The following is a 24,113-nucleotide window of genomic DNA, read 5'->3' on the forward strand; positions in this document are numbered from 1 at the left end:
ATTGTCCCCTTCCCTAGACCATCCTATGTGATGGTCTATTTTATTTTCCAAACACAAAATCAGTCTATCTACACCTAAAAACCAAAAAATTCAGAAAATATTGTTAAATTAGGGATTTTTTCGGTATAATTACTTTAGAAAGAAATTTCACAAAAACAAAAGGGGGGATTTTATTGAAACAAACAAAAGCAATCTTAATCGCATTATTTCTAGGTCTAGTTGTTGGACTCACTCTAAATTTAGCTGCTCCATCTATCTTTGAGCCACTAAATCAATATGTGTTCAACCCAATTGGTCAATTGTTTATTCGACTTATTAAAATGCTAGTTGTTCCTGTTGTGTTCATTTCTATCGTACTTGGTGCTGCCGGCCTTGGAGATCCGAAACAACTTGGAAGAATCGGTTTAAAATCAATTTCATTCTTTCTCGTAACAACTGCGGTTGCCATCTCTATAGCGGTTACATTTGCACTTATTATAAAACCAGGAGCTGGCGGTAATTTTAAAACAGAAGGTCTTAAGTATGAAGGTGCAAAAACTGAAACATCTTTCGTTGACACATTGCTAAATATCGTACCAGATAACCCAGCAAAAGCGATGGCTGACGGAAACATGTTACAAATCATTGCCTTTGCCGTATTGATTGGACTCGGTATAGCTATTTTAGGAAAACGAGTTCAAGGTATCCATTCATTACTTGAACAGGGCAACGAATTAATGATGTATCTTGTTAATCTCGTTATGAAATTAGCCCCAATTGGAACATTCGGTTTGCTCGCTTCATCCGTTGGTAAAATGGGGCTTGCAGGCGTCGCTGCGATGTTCAAGTATATGATTGTCGTTATGTTAGTACTCATTATTCACGGGGTCTTTGTATATGGTGGCTTATTAAAGGTATTAGCAAAAGAAAATATTGTTCGTTTCTTTAAACATTTCGGACCAGTAATGGCAATTGGATTTAGTACATCTAGCTCTAATGCATCGCTTCCATTTGCAATGAAAACAGCACAAGATAAGCTTGGCGTTCCAAAAGCGATAAGCTCATTTGTACAACCACTAGGGGCAACTATTAATATGGATGGTACTGCCATTATGCAAGGAGTAGCCACTGTATTTATCGCTCAAGTATACGGAGTTGAACTTACATTACCGCAATTAGCTATGGTCGTATTAACTGCTGTACTAGCTAGTATCGGTACTGCTGGTGTACCTGGTGTTGGACTTGTAATGCTTACAATGGTTTTAAATCAAGTAAATCTACCAGTAGAAGGTATCGCTTTAATTATCGGTATTGACCGTATTCTAGATATGTCTAGAACAGCTGTAAACATTTCTGGCGATGCAATTTGCGCAATGATTGTCGCAAAATCAGAAGAAAAATATAATACGGATCAATCGGCAGCATCGTAAATCAAAAAAGGAGTGAATTAATTCACTCCTTTTTTGATTTACTCCCTTTTTTAGAACGATATTCTTTCCCTTTATTATCATTACCAGTTTCAAATTCAGTGCTAAATTCCTGATTAAACTGGCCGGACTTTGGTGATCCTTGATTACCGCTCCCTTTACTACCGTTACGATTGGTCATATCTCTCCCTCCCTTCCTTGTATTAGTAGTATGGCGCTCTATGTTTTTTCATACACATTTTATTTTTTAACATCTATTACACACGAAAGAAGACCTCCCATATATAAGGAAGATCTTCTATTTCATCACGTAAGCGTTTTCTTATTTATAATCACTTAAATAAGTTTTTTGGAAATTGAAATCATTACATTCATTTCATCTTCTGAAAGTGCAGAGAATCTTTCTTGTAAATATTGTTTTTTCGCATCTTCCATTTTCGCAACTAAATCTTTCCCTTGTTCTGTAATCTCTAAATACACAACTCGGCGATCTGATGTAGAACGTGAACGAGTTACAAAACCTTTATTAATTAATTTTTCTGTAACAGCTGTAATATGACTATTCGACACATTTAATTCATTTGCTACACGCGATACCATTTCTTTATTCGTACGATTTAATATTCTCAGAACGATGAATTCATTCCACGGTATGTAACCACCGAATATTTTTCCGATATCATTACGCAACGTGCGAAACATAGCAAACACATTTGTCGATAGTTCTTCCATTAATTGCTCTCGATTTTGAGACAACATTGACAGCTCCTTTTATTTCATTTAGTTAAATAAAAACCTTATTAATAATTTTACATGAAATCTTACTTTTTGTCACCTTATTTTCCCATAATTCGTAGTTTTTTAATATGTATTTCATGATAAAATGAAGTCAACTTCCAGAAAAAGGGGTATTTTAATGCATGAGGAGGATAGGTTCTCAAATCTCAGCCTAAAAGATAAAACAATTATCATTAGTATTATTGCTCTTTTTCTCATTATAGTTTTTACATTTATATTTTTTGTATATGTAGGAATCTTTCAAATTACAGGTATAGCGTATAGTTCACGTACTGCTTTACTTCTCTTTTTTTATTAATCACTTTCTTAGATGGTATTACATTATTTATTTTCAGTTTCTTCAAAGCGCTGCTATATCCATTGACTCAAAACATGCCAAATTGGATTTCTCTCACTCTTTTCTCATTCATTGAAATTACACTAGATTGGTTCGTCATTCATACTGCTGATGATTGGATAGAAAGCGTACAAATGTCCAACTTAACTGAATTATGTGTCGTACTATTCTTTTTTCTATTAAATAAATTATTAAGTGACAAGAAAGAGTAAGAATACAAGCTTTTCTATATAAAAATTGGTACAATGAAAGCAAATCTTACTAAAGAGGTGTTAATTATGAACTTACAACAATGGGCTGATAAAGGTATGTCCTTTGATACATATGTGAATGAAATGCAAGTAAACCAATACGAGCTACTACACATTTACAATAATTTTTTAATTCCAAATGAATTACTTCCTGTATTAGAAGAACGTCAAAATGATGGCTGGCGTGTTATCGTATTAACTGCTGATTGGTGTGGCGATGCTCTTTTATGCGTACCTGTTATGAAACGAATTTCTGAAGTTGCAAATATTGATATGCGTTTATTAATTCGCGATGAAAACTTAGAATTAATGGATCAATATTTAACAAATGGAACAGCACGTGCGATTCCAATCTTTATTTTCATTGATAAAGATGGAAATGAACAAGCCGTCTTTGGACCACGCGCTCCAAAAGTACAAGAATTAGTAACTTCAATGCGCGCTACATTACCTGAAAAAGAAGATCCAACATTCGAAGAAAAACAAAAAGAAATGTATGCTAATTTCCGTGCTACATTAGCTGATGATACTTCTCTTTGGGAACATGTAATGGAAAACATGATAGAAAAATTAGTAAAATAAAAACCTGCCGAGCTCGGCAGGTTTTTATTTTACATAATGAAGAAATAGAATACCGCAGCTAAAATGAAACGATAATAAGCGAACGGTGTTAGTTTTACACGAGCTAATAATTTTAAGAATGAGACAATTGCAAGCATCGCAACAACGAATGCAGTTACAAATCCTGTTGCAAATAGCGTTACATCTGCCGAGCTTAATACATCCCAGCTTTTAATTAAATCTAATCCAGTTGCAGCTACCATCATCGGTACTGCTAAAATGAACGTATATTCAGCTGCCGCTGTATGCGACACGCGAGCTAATAAACCACCACTTATTGTAGAACCAGAACGAGAAAATCCTGGCCAAAGTGCTAAACATTGGAACATTCCAATTGTAAATGCTTGCTTATATGTGATTTCATCTAACGTTCTTGCTGTACTTGGTTTTGAAAACTTCTCAGCAACAATCATTAAAATACCACCAGCTACTAAACTAATGACAACTGGTCCTGGACCAAATAAAACCTTTTTAATTGCACTATGGAATAATACACCGAGTACCCCGGCAGGAATCATCCCAATAATAATATGTAATAAATTTAACGATGGCCCTTCTTTTACTTTCCCAATTCCAACTAACGACCATAATCGTTTCCAAAATACAACTACAACCGCTAAAATCGATCCCAATTGGATTACAACTTCAAAAACTTTTGCTCTCTCATCGTCAAATCCAATTAAATGTCCTGTTAAAATCATATGTCCTGTTGATGATACTGGTAGAAACTCTGTTAACCCTTCAACAGCACCCATGATTAAACCAATTAACCAATCAGCCACAAGTAGTGCCTCCTTAATAACAAATAATATGTAATTTTTTCACACCTTATCATAATACCTTATCCCTTTTCAAAGTGCATCCTTTTTTTATTGGCTTCATATGTTGTAGGCGCGTATTTCTTTTCTAATCTTTGATTAAATTGTATGATAGTAAGAGTTTGTTTTTTTATACGGAAAGGGGATTTTATGAAAGAAACTACTTCATTCTCACAAAAGTTAAAGCAATTTGTATTACTATTTTTTCCGATTTTCGTAACGCAAATGTCATTATTTGCGATGAGCTTTTTCGATACAACAATGTCAGGACATGCAAGCCCAACTGATTTAGCAGGTGTCGCAATTGGAACAAGTATATGGATTCCAGTTAGTACTGGGTTAACAGGAATTTTAATGGCCACGACTCCCATTGTTGCACAGCTCGTTGGATCCAAGAAAAAAGAGGACGTTCCCCACGTTGTCATACAAGCAGTTTATTTAGCAATTTGTGCTAGTTTCGTTGTTATCCTCATCGGTTTCTTCGTCGTTTCACCTATTTTAAACGGCATGCGCTTAGAAGAACCTGTGGAACGTATTGCAGCTCAATTTTTAAGTATTATCGCAATAGGAATTATACCTTTATTCACTTACACGGTTTTACGTGGATTTATTGATGCATTAGGAAAAACTCGAACAACGATGATTATTACATTACTATCATTACCAATTAACGTAATATTAAATTACTTATTAATCTTTGGTAACTTCGGTTTCCCAAAACTTGGTGGTGTTGGAGCGGCAATTGCTTCCACTGCAACATATTGGTGCATTTTAATTATTACAGTCATTATTATTCAGACGAAAGAGCCTTTTGCCTCTTTCAACATTTTCAAACAATTATACCGCCCTTCTCTTTCGAGTTGGACAGCATTCTTAAAGCTTGGCGTCCCTATCGGATTTGCTATCTTTTTTGAAACGAGTATTTTCGCTGCGGTAACGCTTATGATGAGTAATTTTAGTACGACAACTATTGCAGCTCACCAAGCAGCTATGAACTTTGCTTCCTTGTTATATATGACTCCGCTAAGTTTAGCAATGGCAATGACTATTGCGGTCGGATTCGAAGTTGGTGCAAAACGTTTCGATAATGCAAAACAATACGGACTGATTGGAATTGGATTAGCCCTTGCCTTTGCTTTATTATATTCGATTCTTCTCTACTTCTTTGATGATCAAATTGCTTCTATTTATACGACAGATGCAAAAGTTCATCATTTAGCAAAAGAATTTCTTATCTTTGCGATTTTATTTCAAATTTCAGATGCAATTGCAACCCCTGTACAAGGAGCTCTGCGTGGTTATAAAGATGTAAATGTCGCTCTAATTATGACTTTAATTGCTTATTGGATAATAGGTCTACCACTAGGTTATATATTAGCAACGTATACAGAATGGGCCGCAAAAGGCTATTGGATCGGTCTTATTATCGGTCTAGCATTTGGCGCTGCCTTCCTACTTATCCGTCTCTTTCAAGTACAACGAAAATATACAACACAAAACAGCCGCTAATAATAAAGCGGCTGTTTTCTTTATGCATATTTTTTCTTGTAACGTATAATATAATGAAAAAGAAAGGTGGGTACATATGGACGACAAAGAAAAAAAGCAATCATTCGATGAAGAATTTGCCCCTGAAATTTCACCTGGATATCGGCAAGATGTACATAAGCCACCTAAATATAAAAACACTTCGTTTTTAATGGGCATTACCATTTTCGCTGCTGTATTACTCATACTTATCATTTTCGTTTATTTTTGATGAAAGGTGGCCTATTATTATGAAGAAACAAGATTCCAATCGTTCAAAAAGAACTGTTAAAACACAAAAAGGATATGCAGGGGATTCTGTTCATACCCTTAAACAAGTCGAGCAAGGAAATTTATATATTGCTCAAAAAGAACTTGGTCAACAAAATGAAAATCTTTAAAGGCCCTTTATTCCTTGAGGGCCTTTTTATTCCGCATTAAGTAGTACACACCCCAAAATGTTCTATTGAGCAATGAATTTCCTTTATTGTACGCGCTGCTTTTGTTCTAGCACCATAAATATATTATTAACCTTTACAATTTTCACTTCATAATTCAATTTCATTTCGCTTCTCTTACCATTTTCAGTACCCGCAACGTACGCTACAGCTTGATAAAGAAAACACTCATCGGTCTCTTCACGTATCTCCTCGTTTGTAAATTTATACTCTAAATCTCGAAAACGATTTGGATAATAATTTCCCATTAATTGTTCATACCCTCTATTTAAAAATAGTTCTTCACCTTTTCGTTTCACATCTTCTTTATTAGTAGACCCAAACACTGATAGTTGCTCGGTCACAAAATGCTCTCCTACCTTTTTCATTTCATTATGAGTTAAATTTTCTATACTTTTGTTCTTTAACTCCTTATTTAACTCGTACTGATCAATCGGTTTAAAGGTAGCAAAAACCTCCTCTTTATATGACCAAAACAATATAAAAGCGATACATAGAGAACTGATTAACAGTCTTTTTTTCGTAATGCTCCCGCCCTTCTTCATAATGATAGCTATATTTTAACATATAGAAAGAAAATTCTGATATCATAAAGTGGAATAACTTAACTTAGAAACGAGGAACTTGAATTCATATCGGGTATAGAACAACTGAAAATAATACTGCAGGGATGAGATTACATTCTCTCCCTCTGCTCTCTCTCCTCATACAACATTAACTTTTTATCCATTTCAACAATGACTTTATACAGTTGAAATGCTTGTAAAATTTGCAGTTGAATTCCAAAAGGAGCATTTTGTTCTTTTAACCATTGAAATACTTTTGTTTCATCTTTCATTGATTATTCCTCCCTTTATCCTGCTATTTGCGGGTAGCCCGATTAATGAGGGCTGATAATCAGTGGGGGATTGACAAAACCCCCACTGATTAAAGATTCACTTTATTAAAATCTGCTATAAATATACGGTAAATGATGAAAAGCTTTTCATGTCAACAACAAAAAAGGATGCAAAGTTGCATCCTTTAATGTACGATATTTTTCTTCTGCTCCGCTTCTTTCTTTACTTCTTCCCCTTGGCATTCACTACGAAATGCACAACTTATACACTCAGAACGAAAATGACGCTCTGTATAATGCTCAGGTTGTTGCAACATTTCTTTCATTCTAGATAAATCAGCCATTCCAGTTATAATATCTTCCTGTTTTGGAATGTACTCATACTTAGTTCCTTCTATTAAATTAATAACTTCAATCTTTCCTGGAAGAACGCCGAAAGCTTTATAACTGAATACTGTCATTAGCTTCTGACAAAGAGCAAGCATTTCCTCATCCGCATCGACGACATACTTTTTAATTACAAACGACCCAGCACTCCACTCACCAACTTCAAATGTCAATGACATGTGGACACCTAACTCTTCCATATATGTTTGAAACTTCTCGTATAAAAACAATGGTGGTGTCTGACTATCATCCTTTTCAACAAACTGTAATAAGTGATCCGTTAGCTTAGCTAATACAATATAGTACTCCGTCTTCGAAGCAAACATATTAATCCTTACTTTTTTCCAATACTTTTCTATTAATATTAAAAGTACAATTTTCGTTTGTTGACCCGCAGGTAGCGTGTAATACTCGTTAATAATTTGATTGACAATCATTTGTGCTATTTGTTGCCATTCAAATGAAGAAGGTTCTCTTCTTTTTATATGACGAAAATAAAATTTATGCGGACAACGCATAAAATCATACAAATGATAATCTGTCATCGTTTTGATTGAGATTTTCTCATGCACTTGCTCTTCATCTCCCTTCTGCCATTAAGAAAGGTGTTTTACAAATTCAGCTCCAAACTGTAAACATTTTTCTACATCTTCATCTTCTGGCGTTAATTCTACTTTTAGTCCTTCTAACACAACTGCTGCCCCGCGCTCTTGTAGCTTTTCTATTAAAATGTCAACTGCCACTCCGTATTTCGGATAAGCCGAATCACACGATCCGAATACTGCCGCTTTTTTCCCAGTTAAATCAATAGAATCCATTGCATCATAAAAATCTAAGAAGTCATCAGGAAGATCACCATCTCCCCAAGTGTATGCACCTAAAATAATTCCATCATACTGTTCTAATATAGAAGCTTCTGGTGAATCCATAATATCAATAACTTCAATTTCATTTTCTGTTTCACGAATTACGCCGGCAATGTGGTCAGCCATTTCCTCGGTATTTCCACTCATACTTGCAAAAATCATTACTAACTTACTCAACTGAACCTCTCCCTTTACTTTGTATCTCTTTTTCTGTTTGAATGCTCTTATTCTCATCTACATATTCAGACCGAATTACATTTCTTTGCCATTCCATATGCTGATCAACATCTTTATCTTTATTTTTATCTTTTAATCCCCTCCGCAGAAGGTGAAAATTTTTTCTCATTAACATGTCGCATCCATCCTATTGATAATAATTATCAATTTCAACTACTTTTAGATTAATTGACATTGATTATCAATGTCAACAACTATTTTTTAAAAAATGATTAAAATGTACAAGCTTGTCCGTTAGCTATTCATATACTATGAATGAGCATAGTTCTTTCTCAGCCCTCTCTGACGGAAAGAAATAAAAGCAACTGCAATAGAGTGCAGTTGCCTTTTTTTGTTTTTCTATGATTTTAGTAATCTTATAGTCGTCTCTAAAAATAGCTCCACTCCACAAATTAATGCTGATTCATCCACGTCAAATTTCGGATGATGATGTGGATAACAAGTATATATATTTTCATTACCTGTTCCTAATTTAATGAAACAACCGGGTGCTTTTCTTAAATATGCTGAAAAATCTTCCCCACCCATAGAAGGTTCAAGCTTCACAACACGCTCATTCCCAAACAAATGTAGTGCACTTTCTTCTACTATTTTCGTAATATATTCATCATTAATAACCGGATCATATCCATATCGATACGTATATGTATACGATCCTCCATGTGCTTCTGTAATTCCTTTCACAATTTTCTCGATTTTCCCTTCTGCTTCCACCCTCAATGCTTGATTAAATGAACGAACGGTTCCCATTAAAGTTGCTGTACTAGGAATAATATTGTCAGCCGTTCCCCCATGAAATTGTGTAACTGAAATAACCCTTTGCATAAAAGCACTCGTATTTCTTGATACGATATGTTGTAAATTTGTAATAATCTGTGCTCCGATAGCAATAGGGTCTATCGTTTCTTCTGGCCGCGCCGCATGTCCTCCTTTGCCTTGAATTTCAACTGTAAATACGTCTGGTGCCGCCATCATCGGCCCATACACAATTCCTATCTTTCCGCTTTCTAATCCAGACATAACATGTAAACCTATTACATAATCAACACCGTCCATTACACCTGCCTCAACCATTTCTTGTCCCCCACCGGGATACACCTCTTCTGCGTGCTGAAAGAATAGACGAATCTCACCTGCAAAATCTTCCTTTATATTTGATAGCACCTCTGCTGTGCTTAATAAAATAGCTGCGTGAGCATCGTGCCCACATGCATGCATCATTCCTTTATTCACAGATATATAAGATTTACTTGTCTCCTCTTGAATTGGCAAAGCATCTATATCAGCTCGAATCGCAATTACTTTCCCTTGCTTCACACCTCTTTTAATTGCTAGTACACTATACTTCGTCGGTCTCGTTACTTCAAAAGAAGAAAATGAGCATAATGTATCATATATAAATTGCGAAGTTTCTTTTTCATGAAATGATAATTCCGGATACTTATGGAAGTGCCTTCTCCATTTCACGATATTTTCTTCCGAAATTAGATTCTTCCACACTCTATTCATGATAATTTCCTCCTTTTCAAAAGAACTAGAAATTTAAAAGTTTACTCCGTCTTGAATGATTAATAAAAACAAATACTGTATTTTTACGTATTCTTATAGTCCACTTTTATGTATTCACACAATCCACTTTCTATTTACATGTCAAACCCATTACAAATTCATGCTGAATGTAATATAATTGCTAAGTTAGGGATTTTCTTTTTTAGTATTTAGTGCTAATATCAAAAAAGAGCCTTTTGACTTATTTTTACCTAAAATGTGGGATTTTGTTTTTTTCACAATAATGTAGGACATGATACCTACAAAGAGCTATTATTTCATTAAGAGAGGGAAAGACATGGAAAGATTAAAAGAGATATGGTCTCGACCACTCACACAATGGGTTGCAAAGACGGTTTATTATCTTGCAATTTTATTTGCATTACTTTGGTTGTATGGATTCCATGATACAAACACAAGTACATTTATTTACAATGAATTCTAGGGTGGGAACGTTATGAAGTTATTAGAACAAATTGAAAAGTGGGCTGCAGAAACGCCTGATCAAACCGCTTTTGTTTGGCGAGATGCGAAAATTACGTACAAACAATTAAAGGAAGATTCTGATGCGTTAGCACATTGGATTTCTTCTGAGTATCCAGACGATCGTTCACCAATTATGGTGTATGGCCATATGCAACCTGAAATGATTGTTAACTTTTTAGGATGTGTAAAAGCTGGACATGCTTACATTCCTGTAGATTTATCTATCCCAGCTGATCGTGTACAACGTATTGCTGAAAATTCTGGTGCGAAATTACTTTTATCGGCAACAGCAGTAACTGTAACTGATTTACCAGTTCGCATCGTAAGTGAAGACAACTTAAAAGATATTTTCTTTACTCATAAAGGGAACACTCCAAATCCTGAACATGCGGTAAAAGGTGATGAGAACTTCTACATTATTTACACATCAGGAAGCACAGGTAATCCGAAAGGGGTTCAGATTACTTATAACTGCCTTGTTAGCTTTACAAAATGGGCTGTAGAAGATTTCAACTTACAAACAGGGCAAGTATTCTTAAATCAAGCACCTTTCTCATTCGATTTATCTGTAATGGATATTTACCCATCATTAGTAACAGGTGGTACACTTTGGGCAATCGATAAAGATATGATTGCGCGTCCAAAAGACTTGTTTGCTTCTTTAGAGCAATCGGATATTCAAGTATGGACTTCGACACCTTCTTTCGCTGAAATGTGTTTAATGGAAGCATCCTTCTCTGAAAGTATGCTACCGAACATGAAAACATTCTTATTCTGCGGTGAAGTGTTACCAAATGAAGTGGCTAGAAAATTAATTGAGCGTTTCCCAAAAGCAACAATTATGAATACTTACGGTCCAACAGAAGCTACTGTCGCTGTAACAGGTATTCACGTTACAGAAGAAGTGCTTAATCAATACAAATCACTTCCAGTTGGCTATTGTAAATCAGACTGTCGCCTTCTTATTATGAAAGAAGATGGCACGATTGCACCTGATGGTGAAAAAGGTGAAATCGTAATTGTCGGTCCAAGCGTAAGCGTTGGATATTTAGGAAGCCCTGAATTAACAGAAAAAGCATTTACTATGATTGACGGTGAGCGCGCCTATAAAACAGGCGATGCTGGCTATGTTGAAAATGGTCTTCTATTCTATAATGGTCGTCTTGATTTCCAAATTAAGTTGCATGGTTATCGAATGGAATTAGAAGAAATTGAGCATCACCTTCGTGCGTGTTCTTACGTAGAAGGAGCAGTTATCGTTCCAATTAAAAAAGGTGAGAAATACGATTATTTATTAGCGGTTGTTGTTCCTGGGGAGCATTCGTTTGAAAAAGAATTCAAATTAACATCTGCAATCAAAAAAGAACTCAATGAGCGATTACCAAACTACATGATTCCACGTAAATTCATGTATCAATCTTCTATTCCAATGACACCAAATGGAAAGGTAGATCGCAAAAAATTATTGAGTGAGGTTACAGCATGACCGCATATGGATCATTTTATTTTTTCGCTATAGTGGGCATTTTATTAATACCTACTATCATAGCTGGATTAAAAGGTAAAATGTTGCGTAAATATAATGCCGTTTTAACATTAGTCATGCTTGCTATTATCTTCTCAGATAAACCAAAGCAAGCAATGATGTTAGCCGCATTTATTATTTGGCAATATGCCCTAATTAAAGGCTATTTAATTTTAAGAAAACAAAATAATAGTACATTCACATTTTGCATAGCTGTTATTTTATCGATTTTGCCTCTTATTTTGGCAAAAATCGCACCATTTGCATCGTTACTACCTGAGTTAAAACTTGTTGTTTTTCTAGGTATATCTTACGTAACATTCAGAGCAGTTCAAATGGTATTTGAAGTTCGTGATGGTTTAATTAAAGAGCTTTCTTTCTTTAACTTCTGGGAATTCGTTTTATTTTTCCCTGCGATTTCAACAGGACCTATCGATCGTTACCGTAGATTCCAAAAAGATATTCAAAAGCCACCTAGCGCTGAAGAATATCAAAATTTACTATATACAGGACTAAATCGTATTTTCCAAGGTTTCTTGTATAAATTTATTATTGCTTACTTAATAAAGCAATATTGTATGGATCCAGCATTCGCTCAACACGATACAATCTTTTCAAATATGATTTACATGTATAGCTATAGCTTATATCTATTCTTTGATTTTGCTGGTTATAGCTCTTTTGTAATTGGTGTAAGTTATATGATGGGAATTAAAACGCCAGAAAACTTTAATAAGCCATTCCTTAGTCGTAATATTAAAGACTTCTGGAACCGCTGGCACATGAGTTTATCATTCTGGTTCCGTGACTTCATCTACATGCGTTTCGTATTTTTTGCAACGAAGAAAAAGTTAATTAAGAACCGTTACACAATTTCGTATATCGGTGCATTTTTAAACTTCTTCATTATGGGAATTTGGCATATCCAAGGAAGCGCTGTTGCACAATATGTTATTTATGGTCTCTATCATGCCGCACTGTTCATTTTATTCGATATTTTCGAACGAAAAAACAAAAAGCATAAGTTTTGGCCAAACAATAAATTTACACACGTCCTTGCGATTGTAATTACGTTCCACGTTGTATGTTTCGGTTTCCTAATCTTCTCTGGACACCTTAACAGATACTTTTAATGCACCCTTCTTATTCCATTAAGAAGTTGCACATATAATAATTTCGGATATAAAGGAGATTTTAAAAATGGCAGAATTCAAAGAGCAAGTATTAGATATTTTAGAAGAAGTATGTGAAAACGATATTGTGAAAGAAAACTTAGATGTTCAATTATTTGAAGAAGGTATCCTTGATTCTTTCGCTGTAGTATCTTTATTAGTTGAATTCCAAGAGCGTTTAGATATTGAAGTTTCTATTTCTGATTTTGACCGTGACGAGTGGGCTACACCAAACATGGTTATTAAAAAGTTGGAAGAAATCCGATGAACAAAGCAAAATTTGGTCCGATGCTTTTAGCATTGGCCCTTTTTGCTGTATTCTTACTTATTCCAACGCGCTTCCTACTTCCACTTTTAAGTGATGAAAAAGTAGAACAAGCTGCTACTTCTTTAAAAGAAGAAAAAATTCAAAGTATGATTTTACAGCAAAAGATGTTAGCAGATCCAAAATATCTTCCGATGTACGGTTCATCGGAATTCGCACGTATGGATGCTTTCCATCCATCTAATTATTTTAAAGTAAAGCCTGAAGGATTTACGCCATTCCTTCTTGGACGCGGCGGAACACAAGACCTTGTACATGTGTTAAACTTCGCATCTACAATGGATCAATTGAAAGATAAGAAAATGGTATTCGTTCTTTCTCCGCAATGGTTTGTACCACAAGGTATTGATGAAACGCACTTTGCACCTAACTTTTCAAAACAACAAGGTTACCACTTCATTTTCAACAATGATTTAAAACCTGAAATGAAAAAACAAATTGCAAAGCGTTTATTAAACTTTGAGATTGTAAAAAAAGAAACTTTATTAAAAATCTCGCTTGAAGGCATCGCTTATGATGATACGAAGTATAAAGTAAAAGCACTTGCTGCTAAACCTTTCGCTTATATTTACCGTAACATTTTAGATCGTAAAGATTTATTTACAGCTATGTTTAATATTAAACCGCATAAAGAAAAGCTTGACCCTTCATTAAAACAAATGAACTGGGATGAAGCTCGTAAACATGCAGATCAAACAGGTGCAGCAGAATCTGGATCTAATGAATATGGTATCGAAGATGGTTACTTCAATAGCAAAATCAAGAAGAAATTAAAGCAACGTGAAGGCTACTTAAAAAATGATGCTTATGATCAATCGCCAGAATATGAAGATTTACAAATTGTACTTGATTTATTAAAACAATCTGGTGCAAAACCACTCTTCATTTCTGTTCCTGTAAAAGGTCCTTGGTACGACTACGCTGGCTTCCCGAAAGAACGCCGCGAAGCATACTATAAGAAAGTTCATGAGCAAATTGAAAAAGCTGGTTATCCAATTGCCGACTTCTCAAATCATGAATACGATAAATACTTCTTAAAAGATCATATGCACTTAGGTTGGAAAGGCTGGGTTTACATCGACGAAGCCATCCAACAATTTTATAAAGCAAACTAGTGAAAAGACCGCTTGAATTACTCAAGTGGTCTTTTTGTATATATTTTGTAATTGTTCGATTGCATTCTCTGCTTCTTTCATAACTCGCTCCACTACATACTGAGCTGATTCGATTCGAGCTAATGATGCTGCCTGTCCTGCCCAAAGCGACATATATTCTTCCTTATTTTGCTTCGCTGCCTCTTTGCGTATTTTAGAAGTTAATACGTTTTGCACTGGATACATCGGAAGCCCTTCTTCTTTTCCTTCATGTCTCTCTATAAATTCATTCCGAATACCCCGTGCATATTTCCCGGAAAACGCACGAGTTACAGTTGTGCTCGTATCTGTACTATGTAAAACCGCTTCTTTATACACATCGTGCGTAATACTCTCTTCACTTGTTAAAAAGGCCGATCCCATTTGAACACCTTCTGCTCCTAGTGCCAATGCCGCAACAAGCCCTTGTCCGTTCATTACACCACCTGCTGCGACAATTGGGATATGCGGAATAGCCCCTACTAACTGAGGTATTAACGCAAAAGTACCGATCATAGCATCTCGTTCTTTCCCAATAAACGTTCCTCTATGCCCTCCGGCTTCGCTTCCTTGCCCGACAATAATATCTACTCCTAGCTCGGCAAGTACTTTCGCTTCCTTCACATGGGTAGCTGTTCCGATAACTTTTATTCCACTTCTTTTTAAATCATTTATTTCTTCTTTTTCTAACGTTTGAAATGCAAAGCTAACGACTGGTACTTTTTCATCTAATAACACTTGTAATTGTTCCTTATAGCTTTTTGGAAGTTTTAACGTCCCTTCTACTTCTATACCTAATTCTCTATTTACTCCACTTAGTAATACTTTCGCCTCATTTACCTTCTCTTCTTCTATTTGTATCTCTTTCGTTACAAGTAAATTAACACTGAAAGGCTTATCTGTTAGTTCTCTTATTCTATAAATCGCTTCACGAATTTGTTCTGGGCTCATATAGCCCGCTCCAAGCGTCCCTAATCCTCCGCTATTACTTACTGCTGCAACAAGTTCTGGCGTCGTAATCGCGCCTGCCATACCGGCTTGAACAACGGGATACTCAATTTTTAATATGTCTGTTACTCGACTTGTAAACATCATTTCCCCTCCTATTTCCTTTATATCTTCTTTATTTGATAAGCTTTCCCCTGCTTTTGCAAGGGTTGAACTTCATATGAAGCGAATATATTGAAAGAGAAGGAGGCTGAGCTTAATGATTTATCCAAATGCATTAAAACAAGGTGATACAGTAATGATCATTGCACCATCTGGTCCACCTACAATCGAAAATGTATTACAAGGTGTGAATGTATTACAAGAGATGGGGTTATCCGTAATAATCGGGAAGAGCGTTTACGAGAAATATGGATTTTTAGCCGGAAGTGATCAAGTTCGGCTTGACGATATACATAAAGCATTTACAAATAATGAAGTGAAGGCCGTTTTCTGTGCACGAGGTGGTTACGGAAGTGCTCGTCTCCTCCCTCACATTCAATATGAAATCATTCGGCAAAACCCTAAAATCTTTTGGGGATATAGCGATATTACAGCTTTACATACTGCTGTTTCACGTTATGCAAAGCTTATAACATTTCATGGTCCGATGATTGAAGAACTAGGAAAAGGTATTGATTCCCTATCTTTATCCTCTTTCAATCAGCTATTCCATCCGTATTCAACCATTTTATCTGCATCAGAATGTATCGTATCTAGCTCTCACAGTACAGTTACAGGTACGTTAGTTGGAGGAAATTTAGCTGTGTTGACAAGTATAATTGGCTCGCCCTATGAGATAAATACGGACAATACACTTTTATTACTTGAAGACATTGGTGAAGAACCGTACCGCATTGACCGTATGTTAAATCAGCTACTTTTATCTGGAAAGTTTAATGAATGCAGGGGCGTTATTTTCACAAGTTGTCACGACTGTACTCCTTCAAAGCCATCTCAATCATTGCAAGCAATATTATATGAATATTTCGCACCATATCATATACCGGTCCTATTCGGTTTACCAATTGGACATATAAGTCCAAACATCGGTATTCCACTTGGAGCTACAGCGACAATAAACACGAATAATAAAACAGTCTCTATTTCTTCCGGTATAGCCACTCCATATTCAAATTAAAAAGGAAAAGCGATTACGCTTTTCCTTTTACTTATAATAATTAAAAATTCGTCCAGATGCGATATCTGCAATTTCTTCTGGAATAAATGTTTTACTTATATCAGTACCAACATTTAATACAGCTGTAGCATCTTTCTCAATGCTACCAAATAACTCTTTCCCACGTATCGTAATAAGGGGCGTTCCTTCTGGCAACACATCTTTTACAAATTCCATTTGTGTAAAGAACGGAACGATCCATCTACCTTCTCCTTGGAAATGACGCAAACGAAGTATTCCCTCTGTTGCCCTGTCCTCTGCTTCTAGTGAACCAGCAACATAAAACTCAGTAGATAAGAGCAATTCATAAAATTCCTTTTGCTTCTGTTTATCATCCCCTGCTACAACAAGTACCTCTTCTAATTTCTTTACTGAAATTTGCTCCATATGATGCCACCCCTATTTTCAAAATGATTGTACTTAGATTATACGAAATATTCTTATTTTTTTCTACATAATTTGCAATTATTTTCTTAAAATAATTTTAATACTTCTTTTGTCGTCACAATCGTAGCAAACTCTTCATGTAAATTTACAAGTGTCATATTGTGAATATCTTCTGCACTATACTCCTTACCATCTAAACCTTTACGGTTAAAAGTAGCCGTTGCATCACTCACTAAATATGTTGTAAATCCTAAATTCCCTGCCATTCGTGTCGTAGTTTCCACACAGTGATTTGTCGTTAATCCTACAATCACTACTGCATTACATTTGTTCTTTCTTAATTGTTCTTCTAAATTTGTCCCAATGAACGCGCTGTTAACGAATTTCTGAATAACCACTTCACCAAGTAGTGGTTGCACTTCTTCTTTAAAGTTTACCGTTTCCGCTCTCTCATAAAACATTGACTGCGCATTTTCTTTATTTACATGTTGAATATGAAAAACTGGTCGTTTCCTTTTTCTCCATTCTTCTAACAAAATTCTCATGTTTTCTTCAGCAAAAATATTATTTCTCTCGCCCCAATCTGGTAATTGAAATGCCTTTTGTACATCGATTATGATAAGTGCTATTTGATTTGTCATCATTTCCCCCTTAATTTGGCTGTAATTGAAATAGAAAACCAAGTTGTTGTGACGCAGTAATAAAGCAAACATAGGCGCAAAGCTCTACAATTTCTTTTTCTGTCCAATATTGTTTTAATACGTGAAACATAGTATCATCTATTGCTTTTCGGTCATGAACAAATGTATGCGCAAAAGTAACAGCTACACCAATCTCCTCTGCCCTTTGCACATCATCAGGTCTTCCCTTTGCCATACAGTACGGACATTCATTCCCATACGCTAATGTTCTTCTCACTTGCTCCTTCAACTCTGCTGAAAGAGTTCCTTTATTGTACAGTGTATCTTCTAACGTAATCCACGAATGTAATATATCCGAATTATGCCCTAATAACTTTTGAAACTTTGTATCTCCTACATTTGATAATGAAATTCTCTCCATTATTTCCCCTCCTATTTCCTTCTGTTTTATTGTAAAATAAATAACGTTCACTTTACATTTCATATGAATCTTAATTTATATTTTTCCTTTACAAAAATCATTATTTTACTGGAGGTATATTTACAAATGCAACTAGACCGTGTTGATCGAAAAATTTTAAATGAATTATATAATGATAGTCGCCTTTCTATGCGTGAATTGGCGAAACGAGTAAACTTATCTGCTCCATCTACTTCAGAACGTGTTCGTAAGCTCGAAAGCGAAGGTGTTATTCAAAAATACACAATCGATATTGATTATAAAAAAGCAGGACTCGTTTTAGATTGTATTTTAGAAATCACTTTAAAAAATGGTGATACAACACGTATGCAACAGTTTATTCAGTCTTATCCATCTGCAAGTTTTTGTTACCGAGTAACAGGAAGCTTATGTTACATTGTAAAAATTTCTGTTCCTTCACTCGTTGAACTTGAAGAATTTATCAATGATGTTTCTTCATATGCAACGACCGTTTCTCATATCGTATTATCAGAAGTATCTCTTACTCCTGATATTGAACATATCTTCCCAGAAGATTAATTTATTTTTATTCATAAAATATCAAAAAACCCCTTACAATAAGAATAAAAATAATATATTATGTATTAAAATACATAAAGTTCGAGAAAGGGGCTTTACATTGAAAATCTGGTTTTATGAAAAAACGGCACAATTAGATGACTTGCTTGGTATTTGGGACAACGTTCCGACCATCCCGCGAATTGGTGAAAAAGTGGAGATTTTAAAGACGGTCCGTACTGTTACAGATATTAAATATGTAAAGAACGGTAATAATTTCCGCGTGGAAATTATTACAAATTAAAAAGTAGCTCTTAAGGAGCTACTTTTTAATTATCTATTATGTGCTTTCTTTATAACGATTTTATCTTCTTCTACAGATACTGTTACATAATCATTTTCTTCTAACCGAAGCTTATTTACAGCCTCATCTGGTAACTCTATGGCCATCAATCTATCGGTTACGATCACTTGACTATACACTTCATTTTCTTGTGATGAACTCACTACTTTTTGCTCATTTATAAAACGTACTCGTGGCACGCCAACTTCTTTTACTGTACGCCATTGTTTCCAAACATAAGGAATTAACCAAAGTAATCCAACAACTGTAAGACCGATACCAATCCATAAATTACTTTGCGCTTGTAATTCAGTAATTGAGATTGTACCACTTTCTTCTCCACCGAAAAATTGCATACTTGTTGCAATCAAATTATTTAGAGCGTGCACAGCTATATTCGTCCATATATTTTTTGTCTTTATGTATAAAAGACACATAACGACACCAAACATGAACGCACCAATAACATCAAAATGTCCTAAGCCAAAAATAATTGAAGATATAATTACAGCTTTTTTAATTCCCCATTTATAAGCCATTCGCTGTAAGAAAAATCCCCTAAAAATAACCTCTTCCATAATAGGTGCTAACACACATGCTGAAATGAAAGTAAATATCGTCATATATACGTTACTCGTATTAATAACATTTCCGTCTTCTAGCATAGTAACTAAGAAATTCGGTAACGTATGTGCTAATATGTAAAATTGAATCTGAGATATGCCAACTGAAAAAATCATCCCCATTATCGTTGCTAATATAATTAATCCCCAAGGTAAACGTCCTGGCTTATTAAAAAAACTGTTAAATACAATATTATTTTTATTTGTTTTTACGTATAGCCAAAGTAACGGAAATACAAAAAATACAGTTATTTGTGAAATAACCTCCATCGTATTCTCAGAAACATTTGCTAGACCTAATGGGATCATTATAAGGAGCACCCCTATAATCATCCATCCAAAAAAGCTACGTAGCCTTATACGTGAAAATGCATAGTGCATATAGAACACCCCCAAAGATAGTAAAAATACAATAAAACTTTAATCAGTACTTTATAGGCAATCCTTTCCCTATAAATAGCAGGATAATTAAATTATAATATGAATATAGTTGAAATTCTTCCTATTTTTCTCAAATCATTTCAAACAGCATATCCCTTAAAATACCATATCGCTGTTCTTCAAGTTGCAATCTAAGTGAATTTTATGTAATAAAAATCCCCGTTTTTACAAGCGGGGATTTCTTTTATTATAATACGTCACGTTTTTGGAATAATGCACTTGATGCTACAAGTAACACAACAAAGTATGCAGCTACAAGTAATAATGAAGTTGTAAATGTAAATTCTGTAAATGTTGGTTCTACTCCGCCACTAATTAATTTATTGCTATCGTAAGCTCTTAAATCCAAATGGCTAAATACTACAAACTTCGCTACACCTTTTGCAAACATCATTAATACCATGTTAATTGTACCTTGTAAGAATAATAGAAACATCGTAATAATTATTGGTAATACAGATTTTCTAAAGACATTTGCTAGGAAAAATGCAAGTGTTGCAAAAAAGAACGGTGAAAGTAGTTGATATAAAGTTGACTTCATTACGATTCCTAACGTTAATTCTGTTTTACTACCATCCATTACAATACCGCCAATAATCATTGCAATTAGCATACCAGCTAATACGATAAATAACATTGCTAATAACACTGTAATATATTTAGAAAATAAAACTGCAAGTCTTTTTCTTGGACGGATTAACAATTGTTTAATTGTACCTTTTTGGAACTCATCAGTAAGAGTACGGGCAGCAAGTGTAATCCCAAAAATCGTTGTAAATAAAACAATTAAGCCAATCTCTGAGTTTGCATAATCTAAATATGACCCCTTAAACTCATCACCTTTTCCCCACTTCAACATTGCTAAAGTACCTAAAATTTCGAGTGCCGCAATGACACCAATTAAAATATACATACCTTTTTTCGCATGCAACTTTAAAAATTCATTTTGAATTAATTTAAACATTACGCTTTCACTCCCCCAGTAATCGCTAAGAACTCATCCTCTAACGTTTTATTTTGAACAGTAACGCCATATACAAGCACATCAGCATGAACAAGTTTTTTTACAAGTTGCGGAATGTTGTCTTTTGTTACAGATGCTACAATTACATTCCCTTTTGCTTTACCTTTAATGATTTCATTTGCTTTCTGAACTTCATCTACTTCAAACGCTACAACGACTGCCTCATCATGTTTCACTTTTTCATGTAAGTTGTACTCTTGTACAAACTCACCTTGTTTAATAATAACGACGCGATCACACATTAATTCAATTTCACTCAATAAGTGACTTGATACGATTACAGCAATATTCTCTTCTTTCGCTAAACGTTGTAAATAATCACGAATTTGGCGAATACCAGCTGGATCTAGTCCATTTGTCGGCTCATCTAAAATTAAGATTTTCGGCTGATGAAGTAATGCCTGTGCAATTCCTAAACGTTGTTTCATACCAAGTGAATATGTTTTCACCTTTTTATGAATCGCATGCTCTAATTCAACAAGCTTTACAATCTCAGCAATCCGCTCTTTACTAATTGGTGTAATGGCCATATTCGCAAAATGCTTTAAGTTTTGCATTCCTGTCATATAATCATATAGTTCAGGATTTTCTACAATCGCTCCAATTTGCTCTAGTGCCTTTTCACGCTCCGAGCGAATACTATGTCCACAAATTGTAATATCGCCCTCTGTCATTGAAATAAGACCTGTCATCATACGGATCGTCGTCGTCTTACCGCTACCATTCGGTCCAAGGAATCCGTATACTTCTCCTTCACGAACCTCAAATGATAAACCACGAATAATTTCCGTTCCACCAATCCTTTTTCGAACATTCTCTAACTTTACTACTACGTTTCCCAATGCTGATTCCTCCTTTAGACTTCTAGTTTTTTATCGATAATGTGACCTGTAACTACTAGTAATATAATTGTTAATAAACAATTAAAAAATAGATTTAAAATTGTAACCTCTGTACCAGAATAAAATGATGTATTTAAAAAACCATTTTGATCTATAAATCCAATATTATTTATAGCAAACACATACTTTTCTATTTGCTGAAAAATATACGTTATTCCTCCATTAAATGCGGTAAAAATGACGAATAAAACTAAACAAGCAACTTTATTCATCGATGATTTCACATTGAATAGTTTTACAATTACTATAATAAAATAAATAGAAACTAGCATATTAAGAAAATCTAGTCCCCATAAGAAAATAGATAATATATGATGTAATATTCCATAATTATATAAACTGTGTATTGCTTGCTGAATACCTAAATTAGTTTTTCCATTGTAAATATTTAAAGAAAAATAGTATAGAAAAATGATTCCTATTCCTAGTAAAATCATAAAGAGTAGTACACAGAATAAAATATTTGCACATATATACTTTTTTGCTGAAATAGAAGTATAACGTAGCATAGAGTTTTTTAACATTTTCCGAAAAGACGATATACCTGTTAAAAGAATTGCAAATCCATTTATACCTAGTACGATAAAGAATATAATAATAATTATATCTTGCCTACCTGAAATTCTAACTCCTGAAACTCCTTTCATATTAAATAAAAGAATGAATGAAACTGTAATAAAACCAAAGTAAATAATGGCTATCTTTCTCTTATTACAATTATACAGATAACGAAAAAGCTGACTCATTTCTCATAGGCCTCCTTAAACAGCTCATGTACTGCTTTACCCTTTTGAAATCGTAGTTCTTCCACATTTTCATGCAATATTATTTCTCCATCTTTCAAAAAGATTACTTCATCGAATATATTTTCGATTTCTCTTATTAAATGAGTCGATATAAGTAGCGTACAATCTTCACGATAAAATTTAAGTATTAGCTCAAGTACATGTTCTCTAGAAACAAGATCAATCCCGCCCAACGGCTCATCCAGTACGTATAGCTTCACTTTTCGAGAAAACGTTAAAATAATCTGCAGCTTCTCAACCATACCTTTTGACAATGCTGTAATTTTTTCTTCTAACGGTATTTTAAATTCTGCAATCGTATCTACCGCTTTTTGAATATCGAAGTCTTTATAAAAATCTCGGTAAAAAAATAAAGCATCTTTTACAGTCATCCAATCATCAAAGACTGGCTTATCGGACATAAATGAAACGATTTCTTTCGTCTGTAATCCTACCTTTTTACCGTCTATTGTAATACTACCTTCAGAAGGGTGTTGCAAGCCTGCAATCATTTTCAATAACGTCGTTTTCCCGCTCCCGTTATCTCCAACAAGCCCAACGATTTTCCCTTCCGTAATCTCTATGTTTAATTCACGGATCACTGCTTTTAATCCGTATCTCTTCCATAAGTTTTCTATTTTCAATAGCTCTGTCATTGGCTCTCCTCCCTCTTATCATGTAATGAAGAACGAAGAATTGTAAGAATTTCTTCTTCTGAAAAACCTAAATTGTCCATTCCATCTATAAAAGAATGAAGTAATTCTTTCGCCATCTCTTTTCGCAGCTCCATAATTTTCTCCCCTTCATTCGTTACATACCGTCCCATTCCTCTACGTGTTACAACAACTCCATCCCGTTCTAGCTCTTGAAATGTACGCTGAATCGTATTTGGATTAACTTGTAATTCACTCGCTAATTCACGGACAGAGGGAATTTTATCACCAGGCAATAAATGTCCTGTTACGATTTCTTTTTTTATGTATTCCATTACCTGAATGTAAATTGGTGTATTTGGAGAAAACTCTATTTTCATTTCTTCCCTCCTTTTGTATCGGTGTACTAGTTAAATAATACACTGATACAAAAGG

The 24,113-nt window shown here is 34.6% G+C and carries 32 protein-coding genes and 1 pseudogene; 14 read left to right on the top strand and 19 right to left on the bottom strand.

Features of this window, described 5'->3' with window-relative positions; all coding sequences use genetic code 11:
- Positions 1-173 precede the first annotated feature (173 nt).
- Complete coding sequence (locus tag AB6801_RS05270; protein WP_000814808.1) at positions 174-1,409, top strand: dicarboxylate/amino acid:cation symporter; 1,236 nt, start codon at positions 174-176, stop codon at positions 1,407-1,409.
- 22 nt (positions 1,410-1,431) lie between these two features.
- On the opposite strand, the gene AB6801_RS05275 is transcribed toward AB6801_RS05270, so the two are convergent.
- Positions 1,432-1,587, bottom strand: a complete 156-nt coding sequence (locus tag AB6801_RS05275) for a hypothetical protein (protein WP_000184928.1) — start codon at positions 1,585-1,587, stop codon at positions 1,432-1,434.
- A gap of 155 nt (positions 1,588-1,742) precedes the next feature.
- Entirely contained in the window at positions 1,743-2,162 is a 420-nt protein-coding gene (locus AB6801_RS05280) for a MarR family winged helix-turn-helix transcriptional regulator (RefSeq protein WP_000081432.1), read from the bottom strand.
- Positions 2,163-2,322: 160 nt separating this feature from the next.
- Here AB6801_RS05280 and AB6801_RS05285 point away from each other — a divergent pair.
- Positions 2,323-2,753: pseudogene (locus tag AB6801_RS05285) on the top strand (regulatory YrvL family protein).
- Positions 2,754-2,786: 33 nt separating this feature from the next.
- Positions 2,787-3,374, top strand: coding sequence for a thioredoxin family protein (locus tag AB6801_RS05290; RefSeq protein ID WP_001999429.1), 588 nt, complete (start codon positions 2,787-2,789; stop codon positions 3,372-3,374).
- A 29-nt stretch (positions 3,375-3,403) separates the two neighbouring features.
- Here the strand turns inward: AB6801_RS05290 and uppP are convergent, their stop codons facing one another.
- Entirely contained in the window at positions 3,404-4,195 is a 792-nt protein-coding gene (uppP, locus tag AB6801_RS05295; protein ID WP_016109649.1) for a bacitracin resistance undecaprenyl-diphosphatase, read from the bottom strand.
- Positions 4,196-4,381: 186 nt separating this feature from the next.
- On the opposite strand from uppP, the gene AB6801_RS05300 reads away from it, so the two are divergent.
- The 3 genes from AB6801_RS05300 to AB6801_RS05310 all read left to right on the top strand — a co-directional run bounded on the left by AB6801_RS05300 (position 4,382) and on the right by AB6801_RS05310 (position 6,159).
- A complete protein-coding gene (locus tag AB6801_RS05300) occupies positions 4,382-5,740 on the top strand; it encodes an MATE family efflux transporter (protein WP_000665550.1) in 1,359 nt (452 codons plus the stop codon).
- Positions 5,741-5,816: 76 nt separating this feature from the next.
- Entirely contained in the window at positions 5,817-5,990 is a 174-nt protein-coding gene (locus AB6801_RS05305) for a hypothetical protein (RefSeq protein ID WP_000341062.1), read from the top strand.
- A gap of 19 nt (positions 5,991-6,009) precedes the next feature.
- Positions 6,010-6,159 carry a hypothetical protein gene (locus AB6801_RS05310; protein WP_000743742.1) on the top strand — a complete coding sequence of 50 codons (150 nt, stop codon included), beginning with the start codon at positions 6,010-6,012 and terminating at the stop codon, positions 6,157-6,159.
- A gap of 83 nt (positions 6,160-6,242) precedes the next feature.
- On the opposite strand, the gene AB6801_RS05315 is transcribed toward AB6801_RS05310, so the two are convergent.
- The 6 genes from AB6801_RS05315 to amaA all read right to left on the bottom strand — a co-directional run bounded on the left by AB6801_RS05315 (position 6,243) and on the right by amaA (position 10,053).
- A complete protein-coding gene (locus AB6801_RS05315) occupies positions 6,243-6,761 on the bottom strand; it encodes a biotin transporter BioY (protein WP_097998904.1) in 519 nt (172 codons plus the stop codon).
- A 131-nt stretch (positions 6,762-6,892) separates the two neighbouring features.
- Positions 6,893-7,054, bottom strand: coding sequence for a hypothetical protein (locus tag AB6801_RS05320; RefSeq protein ID WP_000651088.1), 162 nt, complete (start codon positions 7,052-7,054; stop codon positions 6,893-6,895).
- 185 nt (positions 7,055-7,239) lie between these two features.
- Positions 7,240-8,013, bottom strand: coding sequence for a hypothetical protein (locus AB6801_RS05325; RefSeq protein ID WP_000544577.1), 774 nt, complete (start codon positions 8,011-8,013; stop codon positions 7,240-7,242).
- Positions 8,014-8,037: 24 nt separating this feature from the next.
- Entirely contained in the window at positions 8,038-8,484 is a 447-nt protein-coding gene (locus AB6801_RS05330) for a flavodoxin (protein WP_000041153.1), read from the bottom strand.
- Positions 8,477-8,659 carry a hypothetical protein gene (locus AB6801_RS05335; protein WP_000929022.1) on the bottom strand — a complete coding sequence of 61 codons (183 nt, stop codon included), beginning with the start codon at positions 8,657-8,659 and terminating at the stop codon, positions 8,477-8,479. The genes AB6801_RS05330 and AB6801_RS05335 overlap by 8 nt, the downstream gene beginning before the upstream one ends.
- Positions 8,660-8,883: 224 nt before the next feature.
- Positions 8,884-10,053, bottom strand: coding sequence for an N-acyl-aliphatic-L-amino acid amidohydrolase (amaA, locus tag AB6801_RS05340; protein ID WP_097998903.1), 1,170 nt, complete (start codon positions 10,051-10,053; stop codon positions 8,884-8,886).
- A gap of 337 nt (positions 10,054-10,390) precedes the next feature.
- Between amaA and AB6801_RS05345 the strand changes: the two genes are divergently transcribed.
- The 5 genes from AB6801_RS05345 (at position 10,391) to dltD (ending at position 14,715) form a co-directional block, all read left to right on the top strand.
- Complete coding sequence (locus AB6801_RS05345; protein ID WP_000440293.1) at positions 10,391-10,537, top strand: teichoic acid D-Ala incorporation-associated protein DltX; 147 nt, start codon at positions 10,391-10,393, stop codon at positions 10,535-10,537.
- Positions 10,538-10,549: 12 nt separating this feature from the next.
- Positions 10,550-12,064: a D-alanine--poly(phosphoribitol) ligase subunit DltA gene (gene dltA / locus AB6801_RS05350; protein ID WP_000770512.1), complete on the top strand. Its 1,515-nt coding sequence runs from the start codon at positions 10,550-10,552 to the stop codon at positions 12,062-12,064.
- Positions 12,061-13,236: a D-alanyl-lipoteichoic acid biosynthesis protein DltB gene (gene dltB / locus AB6801_RS05355; RefSeq protein ID WP_044795438.1), complete on the top strand. Its 1,176-nt coding sequence runs from the start codon at positions 12,061-12,063 to the stop codon at positions 13,234-13,236. Before dltA ends, dltB begins: the two co-directional genes overlap by 4 nt.
- A gap of 67 nt (positions 13,237-13,303) precedes the next feature.
- Positions 13,304-13,543 (top strand): D-alanine--poly(phosphoribitol) ligase subunit DltC, encoded by a 240-nt coding sequence (dltC, locus tag AB6801_RS05360; protein WP_000807310.1) that lies wholly within the window; start codon positions 13,304-13,306, stop codon positions 13,541-13,543.
- Entirely contained in the window at positions 13,540-14,715 is a 1,176-nt protein-coding gene (gene dltD, locus AB6801_RS05365; protein WP_001030266.1) for a D-alanyl-lipoteichoic acid biosynthesis protein DltD, read from the top strand. Before dltC ends, dltD begins: the two co-directional genes overlap by 4 nt.
- 21 nt (positions 14,716-14,736) lie before the next feature.
- Here dltD and AB6801_RS05370 read toward each other — a convergent pair whose 3' ends face one another.
- On the bottom strand, positions 14,737-15,825 hold the full coding sequence (locus AB6801_RS05370) for an NAD(P)H-dependent flavin oxidoreductase (RefSeq protein WP_097998901.1): 1,089 nt from the start codon (positions 15,823-15,825) through the stop codon (positions 14,737-14,739).
- A gap of 115 nt (positions 15,826-15,940) precedes the next feature.
- Here AB6801_RS05370 and AB6801_RS05375 point away from each other — a divergent pair, with 115 nt between their 5' ends.
- Positions 15,941-16,861: a S66 peptidase family protein gene (locus tag AB6801_RS05375; protein ID WP_097998900.1), complete on the top strand. Its 921-nt coding sequence runs from the start codon at positions 15,941-15,943 to the stop codon at positions 16,859-16,861.
- A gap of 27 nt (positions 16,862-16,888) precedes the next feature.
- Here the strand turns inward: AB6801_RS05375 and AB6801_RS05380 are convergent, their stop codons facing one another.
- From AB6801_RS05380 to AB6801_RS05390, 3 genes are all read right to left on the bottom strand, one after another.
- On the bottom strand, positions 16,889-17,287 hold the full coding sequence (locus tag AB6801_RS05380; protein ID WP_097998899.1) for an SseB family protein: 399 nt from the start codon (positions 17,285-17,287) through the stop codon (positions 16,889-16,891).
- An 86-nt stretch (positions 17,288-17,373) separates the two neighbouring features.
- Positions 17,374-17,928 carry a cysteine hydrolase family protein gene (locus AB6801_RS05385; protein ID WP_000184435.1) on the bottom strand — a complete coding sequence of 185 codons (555 nt, stop codon included), beginning with the start codon at positions 17,926-17,928 and terminating at the stop codon, positions 17,374-17,376.
- A 10-nt stretch (positions 17,929-17,938) separates the two neighbouring features.
- Positions 17,939-18,349: a carboxymuconolactone decarboxylase family protein gene (locus AB6801_RS05390; protein WP_000439747.1), complete on the bottom strand. Its 411-nt coding sequence runs from the start codon at positions 18,347-18,349 to the stop codon at positions 17,939-17,941.
- Positions 18,350-18,475: 126 nt separating this feature from the next.
- On the opposite strand from AB6801_RS05390, the gene AB6801_RS05395 reads away from it, so the two are divergent.
- A complete protein-coding gene (locus tag AB6801_RS05395) occupies positions 18,476-18,928 on the top strand; it encodes an Lrp/AsnC family transcriptional regulator (protein WP_001175505.1) in 453 nt (150 codons plus the stop codon).
- A gap of 100 nt (positions 18,929-19,028) precedes the next feature.
- Positions 19,029-19,211, top strand: a complete 183-nt coding sequence (locus tag AB6801_RS05400; RefSeq protein ID WP_000707107.1) for a DUF3913 family protein — start codon at positions 19,029-19,031, stop codon at positions 19,209-19,211.
- A 29-nt stretch (positions 19,212-19,240) separates the two neighbouring features.
- Here AB6801_RS05400 and AB6801_RS05405 read toward each other — a convergent pair whose 3' ends face one another.
- The 6 genes from AB6801_RS05405 to AB6801_RS05430 form a co-directional block, all read right to left on the bottom strand.
- A complete protein-coding gene (locus tag AB6801_RS05405) occupies positions 19,241-20,254 on the bottom strand; it encodes a CPBP family intramembrane glutamic endopeptidase (RefSeq protein WP_097998898.1) in 1,014 nt (337 codons plus the stop codon).
- Between the two features lie 247 nt (positions 20,255-20,501).
- Positions 20,502-21,278: an ABC transporter permease gene (locus tag AB6801_RS05410; protein WP_097998897.1), complete on the bottom strand. Its 777-nt coding sequence runs from the start codon at positions 21,276-21,278 to the stop codon at positions 20,502-20,504.
- A complete protein-coding gene (locus AB6801_RS05415; RefSeq protein ID WP_000528820.1) occupies positions 21,278-22,180 on the bottom strand; it encodes an ABC transporter ATP-binding protein in 903 nt (300 codons plus the stop codon). Before AB6801_RS05415 ends, AB6801_RS05410 begins: the two co-directional genes overlap by 1 nt.
- A gap of 14 nt (positions 22,181-22,194) precedes the next feature.
- Positions 22,195-22,986, bottom strand: a complete 792-nt coding sequence (locus tag AB6801_RS05420) for a hypothetical protein (protein ID WP_000080438.1) — start codon at positions 22,984-22,986, stop codon at positions 22,195-22,197.
- Entirely contained in the window at positions 22,983-23,681 is a 699-nt protein-coding gene (locus AB6801_RS05425; RefSeq protein ID WP_000137748.1) for an ABC transporter ATP-binding protein, read from the bottom strand. The genes AB6801_RS05420 and AB6801_RS05425 overlap by 4 nt, the downstream gene beginning before the upstream one ends.
- Positions 23,678-24,058, bottom strand: coding sequence for a GntR family transcriptional regulator (locus AB6801_RS05430; RefSeq protein ID WP_000687512.1), 381 nt, complete (start codon positions 24,056-24,058; stop codon positions 23,678-23,680). The genes AB6801_RS05425 and AB6801_RS05430 overlap by 4 nt, the downstream gene beginning before the upstream one ends.
- Positions 24,059-24,113 lie beyond the last annotated feature (55 nt).

This window comes from Bacillus sp. RCC_6_1 (assembly GCF_041360755.1).
In the GTDB taxonomy this organism is placed as follows: domain Bacteria; phylum Bacillota; class Bacilli; order Bacillales; family Bacillaceae_G; genus Bacillus_A; species Bacillus_A cereus.